At 61.4% G+C, this 7,896-nt stretch carries 4 protein-coding genes; 3 read left to right on the top strand and 1 reads right to left on the bottom strand.

Annotated features, from left to right (window positions below):
* A partial coding sequence (gene nrdJ, locus NW853_RS02670) for a ribonucleoside-triphosphate reductase, adenosylcobalamin-dependent (protein ID WP_414347630.1) occupies positions 1-3,569 on the bottom strand: 3,569 nt, incomplete at its 3' end.
* Between the two features lie 318 nt (positions 3,570-3,887).
* Between nrdJ and NW853_RS02665 the strand changes: the two genes are divergently transcribed.
* The 3 genes from NW853_RS02665 (at position 3,888) to NW853_RS02655 (ending at position 7,842) form a co-directional block, all read left to right on the top strand.
* Positions 3,888-5,102, top strand: coding sequence for a site-2 protease family protein (locus NW853_RS02665; protein ID WP_414335773.1), 1,215 nt, complete (start codon positions 3,888-3,890; stop codon positions 5,100-5,102).
* Between the two features lie 84 nt (positions 5,103-5,186).
* Positions 5,187-6,491: a M16 family metallopeptidase gene (locus tag NW853_RS02660; protein ID WP_414347627.1), complete on the top strand. Its 1,305-nt coding sequence runs from the start codon at positions 5,187-5,189 to the stop codon at positions 6,489-6,491.
* A gap of 61 nt (positions 6,492-6,552) precedes the next feature.
* Positions 6,553-7,842, top strand: coding sequence for a M16 family metallopeptidase (locus NW853_RS02655; RefSeq protein ID WP_414347626.1), 1,290 nt, complete (start codon positions 6,553-6,555; stop codon positions 7,840-7,842).
* Positions 7,843-7,896: the final 54 nt, after the last annotated feature.

The raw sequence follows: 7,896 nt of genomic DNA, 5'->3' as shown, positions 1-7,896 counted from the left end.
GATAGCGGGGCGGAGTCCGTATCTGGCAACAGACACCCCAAAGCATCACACCCTGCCGGCCCCTCTGCTGCCAGGGCGAGGTGGTGGTCATGGCGGGCCAGGGCCGCGAAGAAGTCGTCTGTCCTTCGTCTCGTGTTGACCTCGGCCACCAGCCGCTCGTAGGTGGCCTTGTCGATTTTCTCGAAGGGCAGGCGGGGGAAGGGGGCGTCGAAGCGGGCCAACAGCGCTGCGCTGATGTAGCCCTCGTCGTCGCGGATGGCCTCGTAAATGCGGGATCCCAGCGCTTCGATCTCGTCCTCGCGCAGCTCAAGGGTAGCTGAGGTGTTGTGGGTGGTGTAGTACTTTTGCACCTGCATGTAAAAGTCAAACTGGGCCAGGGCGGAGAAGCGCTCAATCTCAATCTCCTCGGCGCCGGGCAAATTGGCCCACTCCACCTCCACCGGCAGCTCCACCAGCCACTCGGTACAGCGGGGATCAAAGGGGTCGTTGAGCAGGTTGCCGTTTTCGTCCTTGTCCGCCTGGGCGGGCACTACCGAGTAGCCATAGTCCAGACAGGCGAGGGCCACGGGGTCGTTTTTGGCAAAGGTGATGCGGCGGATGTAGCGCTGGGCCTTGGGCGGGTGCCAGCCGGGCGAGGCGTTGGTGAGCAGGGACTTGGTGCCAGCGGGCTGAACAGTGGTGCAGCGGTTGGGACGGCGCAACCCGTGGCGGTCGCAGTAGTCCCAGACCACGCGGTGGACAACTTCCTTCCAAAAGCTGAGGTATTCCTGCTCCTGCTGCTTGAACTCCCGCCCCAGGGGCGTATCCGGCCTCCCTTCTTGCCACCAGCGCAGCCAGTCTACCCCAAAGGCTTTGACGCAAAAGTCAAACAGACCGGTAAACGAGACGCCGACGATGGGATCCCACTCCCGCGAGCGCTGGAAGCGGGGCTCGACAAAGCGATGGTGCAATAGCGCCGCCGCTGTCAGGGCCCCGGCTGTGAAGGCCTCCTCTTGTTCCTGGCGGTTGTGGGGATCCAGCCGGTTGAGGTGGATCTCAGCCAGGTTGCAGTGGAAGTCGCATCCAATGATCTCGCCGCAAGGGTTTAACCCATACCGCCGCAGCCGGTGCTCCAGTTCAGCCTCCGGCAGGGTTGGCCAGTGGTGTTTTAGCCAGCGTCGAGCTTCCTCTGGGCCTTGGGAAGCATAGATGTTGAGGAAGGTCTGTTTCAATTCTGGAGTGGCGAGCAGGTCGGCATTGGCCCGCGCCACAGCTTCCCCCGCCCACTGGATGGCTCCCTCGCCGGAGTAAAACTGCTTGCGCACCGCCGCAATGCACTCTTCTCGCGTTGGCTTGCGGTGGAACACGCGCGTGTGGTTGGCCATGCGCAGGGCATCCCGCTCCGGGTCAATTCTCCAGTTGCCCTGCTCGTCCTGCTGCCAGAGGTTGTCCTTGGCGCTGGATCCCAGCTCGTCGTCGGCGGCAAATTGGCGCATGCCCGCGCTGTTGTGGGTGAGATAGCCATTGCAGTAAAAGCAATGAGCCTCTTCGACTTCAATGTCGTAGGTTCGTACCCAGTCATGGCTGCCTAGGCCCTTAACTGTAACGGGGATATCCAAATCCAACCCCGACTCAGCCAAGTATCGTTCATAGTTGGCTTCGACCGACCGAGCTCCTTGGCAGCCCATGCCGCGCATCTCAGTGTAGCTGTATACTTCCTGCAGCAGGGAACCCGGAATCGTAAAGCCATGCATCTCCAGCCCTTGGGGCAACTTCCCTTTAGCTGAGTAGGGAGCCACCAAGGCGTTGTACCGATCCTTGAATGCCGGTAGGGTAAGGCTGTATTGAACCTGCCAGTTCTCCTGCTGGGGGGGGAGGATTTTGAGTCGGCCTGCAATACCCAGACTGGAGAGCACAGCCCCCACTTGCAGGGCAAAGGAGCGGTGGACAGTTGTCAGCAATTGGGGGGGATGACTACGGGTTGACCCATCGCTGTCGATAAGGCCTGCCAGGTAAGCTGACCGTACCTCAACGGTGCCGCGCAGGATAAAGTCGGGAACTTGCAGGGGTTGCTTTGGTTTCTTGATGTGCCGCTCGAAATACTCCGCCAGCGGGATGCAGGAACACACAAACTTTGCCCTGTTCTCCCCTGGCCCATAGCTGCAGGTAGCTGTCAGCCCGAAGGCGGCTAGCGCCTGCTCCAGCTTAGCTTGGAGACGGGAAAGCAGCTCGGGATCCAGGGTATTGGCACTCCACTCCAGGTGACCGTAGGGCTTGCCGTGGAGATCGCGCCCCAGCGCAACATACCCATCCCCCTGGGTAAACCCAATGAGCCAGGCCACCTCTGGTGTCAGGGGCGGGATGTGCAGGGGCTTTGCGGTGGGGCTTTGTCTTGGACGAGGTGCCGTAAAGTCCTCAGGGAGGTGGGTAATGGTGCCGGGGAGAACTTGGGTGTTGTGCAGCAGACGATCCCCCTCGACTAACTCGTGGGTACTTTTCCATGCGATGTTCCCCCGAGCGTCTGCCAAAACCGCATGGCGGTGGTTCAAAGTTGAAAAGAAAGGAAGGGCATTGGTCTCTATTTCGTAAACTTCTTGGATCCCTTGGTCAAACTTGTTGACCACCCGACGAAACCCAAGAGGGGTCTGAACCCAATCGCCTACCTGCACATCCTTGATGGGCACCAGACCTTGTGAGGTGTGCACCAAGGCGTTTTCAGGTAAGCACCGCCGAATGTTCCCCGCCACAATCGTCACCGCCGCCTCGTCGATGAGCAGGCAGCACTCCACCGAGTTCAGTTGTCTGCCCACCGCTTTGTTGAGGATGGCGGCACAGCGCTCGTAGAGGCCGGGCAGCTTGATGGGGTTGGCCACACCCCCAAACCCCTGCAGCCGCTCGCCGGCAGGGCGGACATCGCTCAAGTCCACCGTCACCTGGACCTCGCCGCCCAAGCTGGGATCCGCCGCCAGCTCCAGCAGCGCCTGGTAGGACTCCACCCAGCCCCGCCGGCTATCCCCCACCTGGATGTGCACTCGGGATCCCTGCCGCTGGATGCGGGTGTGCTCCTGCCGCTGCTCTCGGGGGGTGGCGCCGAGGGATCCCACCACCTGTACCTGCAGGCGGTTGAGGATGGGGGGCAAGCGGTTGATGAACTGGGGCTCCAGCACCGCCCCTGTGCCGCAGCCCATCATGGCCAGATCCATCATCAGGCCAAAAGAGCGCCAGTCCACCACGGTGGTGCTGGTGCAGTTGTAGGCGCCAGAGTAGTTTTCCGGCTTCTGGATCCAGTCGGTGCCCATCACCCACAGGGCCCGGCCCGAGATCAAAGCTTTCAACTGCCGCTGCAGATGTTCCACCAGCTCCCGCTCCTGGGGAGTAAAACGCCCCAAGCGGGCAATGTCAGCCAGGGTGCGATTGCAGACGTCGCTCCAGGTCTCGCGGCTGCCATCCGGGCGCCGCCGACTGTAGGTGCGGTAGAACACTGGAGCGGCCGTCGGAGCTGTTGCTGGGAACTCGCCCAGGGATCCCGTCACCTCGGCGAGACCAAGTCCCTGAATTTCCGGAGAATGTACTTCTTTGCTCTGAACCATAGCCACACCCCTCCTGCAAGGCTCCCCTGCTAAAGCTCCTTTGAGCGTCGGTTTGCAACCCCGCCGACCCGATGCCCAACCACGTTATCACAATCTTCAGGAGCCTGGTGTTGCAGGTAGTGTTGTGCTGGCAAGAGCTCCCAAAGATCCCCTAGGGATAGAGCCGGCCCGGTTATCTCTCCCGAGGTGTCTGCCGGAGGGAACGGAAGGCCAGGCAGAGGGGCTACAGTGGATGAAGAGGGATCCCGGGGAAGAGGGTCGCTTGCTCTCTCGAAAAGTCGCCCGCCTGGGCGCAAACTGTAGAAGGAGTTGGATGCCATGACCAGTCGCCTGCGCATCGGTAGCTTGTGGGGGATCCCCTTTTTCATCGACTACACCTGGTTTCCGGCGGCTCTGTTGCTGGTGCTCTCCTACGGCGTGGTGACGGCGCTGGGGCTGTTTCTCTCCTTGCTGGCCCATGAGCTGGCCCACAGCCTGGTGGCCCGCGCCTACGGAGTACGGGTTAACTCCATTACCCTGTTTATTTTTGGGGGCATGGCAGCGATTGAGCGGGAAGTCCCCCGTCCCCTCGGCGCTTTTTGCGTGGCGGTGGCAGGTCCCCTCCTCAGCCTGGGCCTGTTCCTCATCTTCAGCCTGGCCCGGGCTTGGGCTGTGCCGGAGTCGATGCTGGCCTCAACCCTCACCAACTTGGCTGCCATCAACTTGACGATTGCTCTGTTTAATCTGCTGCCGGGACTGCCTCTGGATGGAGGGCAAATGCTCAAGGCGGCCATCTGGGGTTGGACAGGGGATCGCCAACAGGGCATGATCTGGGCGGCTCGGGCCGGACAATTTGTCGGCTTTGGCCTGTTGGGGCTAGGGTTGTTGGCGGTCTTTGCTGGCAGCCTGAATGGCCTCTGGCTGGGACTGATCGGACTGTTTATTTTGAACACCGCCCGCCGCTACAGCCAGTATGCCCAGCTCCAGCAGGTGTTGGCCCGCCTGAAGGCTGCCGATGTGATGACCCGCCAGTTTCGGGTGTTGGATGCCAACATGAGCCTGCGGGAGTTTGTGGATCGCTACCTGGTGCCCTCTTCCCTCAAGCCGGAAGCCCCAGCTCAGCCAGCAGAGATTTATTTCGCCGAGGAAGACGGCCGCTACCGCGGGTTGGTCAGGCCAGAACTGCTCAACGACATCGAGCGCAGCCAGTGGGATCGCCTCACCCTCAAGGCCATTCTCAAGCCGATGGAGCAACTGCAGGGGGTACGAGAGGAGACCCCCATCCCCCAGGTGATTCAGATGATGCGCCAGGCAGAACCGCGCCGCATTTTGGTCTTCACGCCCAGCGGTGCCATTGCCGGCTTGATCGATCGGGGCGATGTGGTGGCCATGGCTGCCCGGCAGTTGGGGGTTCTGCTGCCCCAAGAGGTGGTGCAACGGGTGCGAGACAGCCAAGAGTGGCCCCCTGGATTTCAGGTGGAGGACAATCTGGCTGGCGAGGGATCCCCCAGTCTCTCTTGGCAGGGATCCCCAGATCTGCACAACGAGCCTTAAATGCCAAGAAAAGTAGTCTCAAATGCTATTTCGCGGCGACCTTTTCCCTCTATAATTAAGAGTGTTCTCTATTAGTTAAGAATTTTGAATCGCGCTCCTCGTCTTTTGCCCGCCTACACCCACCGACTGAGCAATGGGCTAGGCGTCATCCTTCATCCCATCCCGATTGCCGATTCTGTTACTGTTGATGTCTGGGTACGGGCAGGTGCACGCCATGAGCTGCCGGAGTGCCTGGGCATCTCCCATTTTCTGGAACACATGGTGTTTAAGGGCAGCGAGCGTTTGGCCCCCGGTGAGTTGGACTGGGCCGTTGAAGGACGGGGGGGAGTTACCAATGCGGCCACCAGCCAAGACTACACCCACTACTACATTACGGTGGCCGCTGCCGACCTGGCCGATACCTTGCCTTACCTGGCAGAGGTGGTTTTGCGGGCCGGGATCCCGGAGCAGGAGTTTGAGCGGGAGCGGCAGGTGGTCCTGGAGGAAATTCGCCGCGCCGCCGACAACCCCGACTACACCGCCTATCAGCTTCTGATGGAGACCGCCTACGGGGAGCACCCTTATGGACGACCGGTGTTGGGCACGCCAGAAAGCCTGATGCAACTGACCCCTGAGCTGCTGCGCGCCTACCACCGCGGCTGGTATCGGCCTGAATCCATGACGGTGGTGGTGACGGGTGGCCTCGAACCTGAAAAGGCGCTGGCTTTGGTGGAGGAGCAGTTTGGTGGCTCTGCCGCCGGGCCGGCAGCGGTCAGCCCCCCCATTCCGCCGCAGCCTCGTCCCCAAGGGATCCTGCGCCGGGAGAGCACCCATGTCCGCTTGGAGCAAGCCCGCCTGAAATTGGCCTGGCCCACCGTCGGCATTGACGATTGGCAAGAGGCCTGTGGCTTGGAGATGTTGGCTTCTGTGCTGGGAGATGGCCGTACTTCGCGGCTGGTTCATCTGCTGCGGGAACAGCGGGGCTGGGTGAGGGCCATTGGCTGTTCTTCGCTGGTGCTGAAGGAGGGAGGGCTTTTTTGTATCAGTGCCCAACTGGAGCCGGAGGATGTGGCGCGGGTGGAGGCGACCATCCTGCACGAGATGGAAAAGTTACAGCAGGATGGCATCGGCCAAGCGGAGTTGGATCGCACCCGACGTATGCTCACCCATGAGTTCTTGTTCTCCGCCGAGTCTCCCAGTCAACTGGCGAGTATCTATGGCTACTACGAGACGCTGAGTGGGGTGCAACGCATTCAAGAGTACCTGGAGTTGTTGCAATCTTTTACCCCGGCTCAGCTCCGGGAACTGGCCCAGCAACACTTGTCTCCGGAAGCTCATGTGGTCACCCTTCTCAAGCCAACTGCTCTGGATCCGGCGGCAGTCTCGGAGCTGCAACTGGCTTGTCGTTGAGCGCTACCTCGACGCCCCAGACCCTTGATTTTCGGATTTTGGACCGGGATCCCTTGCCTGCATGAACGCTACCCTGTTTGCCACCCAACGTGGCCGTCTACAGCGCGTCCTTTTGGCCAATGGCCTCGCGCTGTTGCTGGGCCAGAACCCAACGGTGGAGATCTTGGCGGCCCACTGCTTTTTCCGCGGCGGCAGCCGGTCAGAGCGACCGCAGCAGGCGGGGGTGAGCCACTTGACGGCGGCTGTCCTCACCAAAGGGACACATCGGCACAACTCTCAGGCCATTGCCGCTTGGGTGGAATCGCTGGGAGCCTCGCTGGGGGTGGACAGCTCTGCCGACTGTTTCGAGGTCAGCCTGCGCTGTGTGGCTGCGGATTTTCCTGAGCTGCTGGGGTTGCTGGCGGAGCTCCTGCGGGATCCCAGCTTTCCCGAGGCGGAGGTGGCGCGGGAGCGGGATTTGATGCTGCAGGCCATTCGCGCCCAACAGGAACGGCCCTTCAGCTTGGCTTTTGATCGGGTGCGGCAAGCCCTCTACGGGGATCACCCCTACGCCCTACCGGGGCTGGGACGGCTGGAGACGGTGGGATCCCTGACCCGCGAGGATTTGGTAGCCTATCATGCGGCCCACTGTCGTCCCGATGGAATGGTGATGGTGGTGATCGGCCCAGAGCCGCCGGAGCAGATGGCTGCCCAAGTGGAAGCTGCTTTGGGAGACTGGGTTGTTCCCGGCCCCTCTCCAAAAGACCTGGATCTTCCCCTACCCCCTCTGAGGGAGCCGCAACTGCTGAAGCTGCCCCAGCCCACCCAGCAGACGACCCTCTTGATCGGCTTTCGCGGATCCCCTGCGGCTTCTGCGGATTATCCAGCCCTGAAATTGCTGGCCACCTACCTGGGCAGCGGTCTGTCCAGCCGCCTGTTTGTGGAGCTGCGGGAGCGCTGCGGCCTGGCCTATGAGGTCTCGGCTTTTTTTGCCACCCGTCGGGATCCCGCTCCTTTTGGGGTTTATATGGGCACTGCGGCGGAGAACACCCAGGTAGCCCTGGAGCGCCTGCAGGCAGAAATCCACCGTCTGCAGGCCAATCCGCTCCCCCCAGAAGAGATAGAAATGGCCCAGCGCAAGCTATTGGGCCAATACGCCCTCAGCAAACAAACCAATGCCCAAGTGGCGCAACTGGCCGGCTGGTACGAGATTTTGGGCTTGGGCATGGAGTTCGACCAGCAGTACTTGCAAGAGGTCAGGCAGCTCACCCCAGAGCAGCTCCATCAAGCTGCGAAAACCTATCTGACCAACCCGGCCATTGCCCTGGTGGGGCCGGAAGCTGCCTTAGCAGAAGTTGAGCTGGTGTTTTGAATGAACTACCCCACCGCGCAGGCGGGTGGGGTTTCCCCATCCGCTTTACGGCGA

This window comes from Synechococcus sp. H55.11 (assembly GCF_047462475.1).
Classification (GTDB): Bacteria; Cyanobacteriota; Cyanobacteriia; order Thermostichales; family Thermostichaceae; genus Thermostichus.
This window is presented reverse-complemented; position numbering and strand designations above follow the sequence as displayed.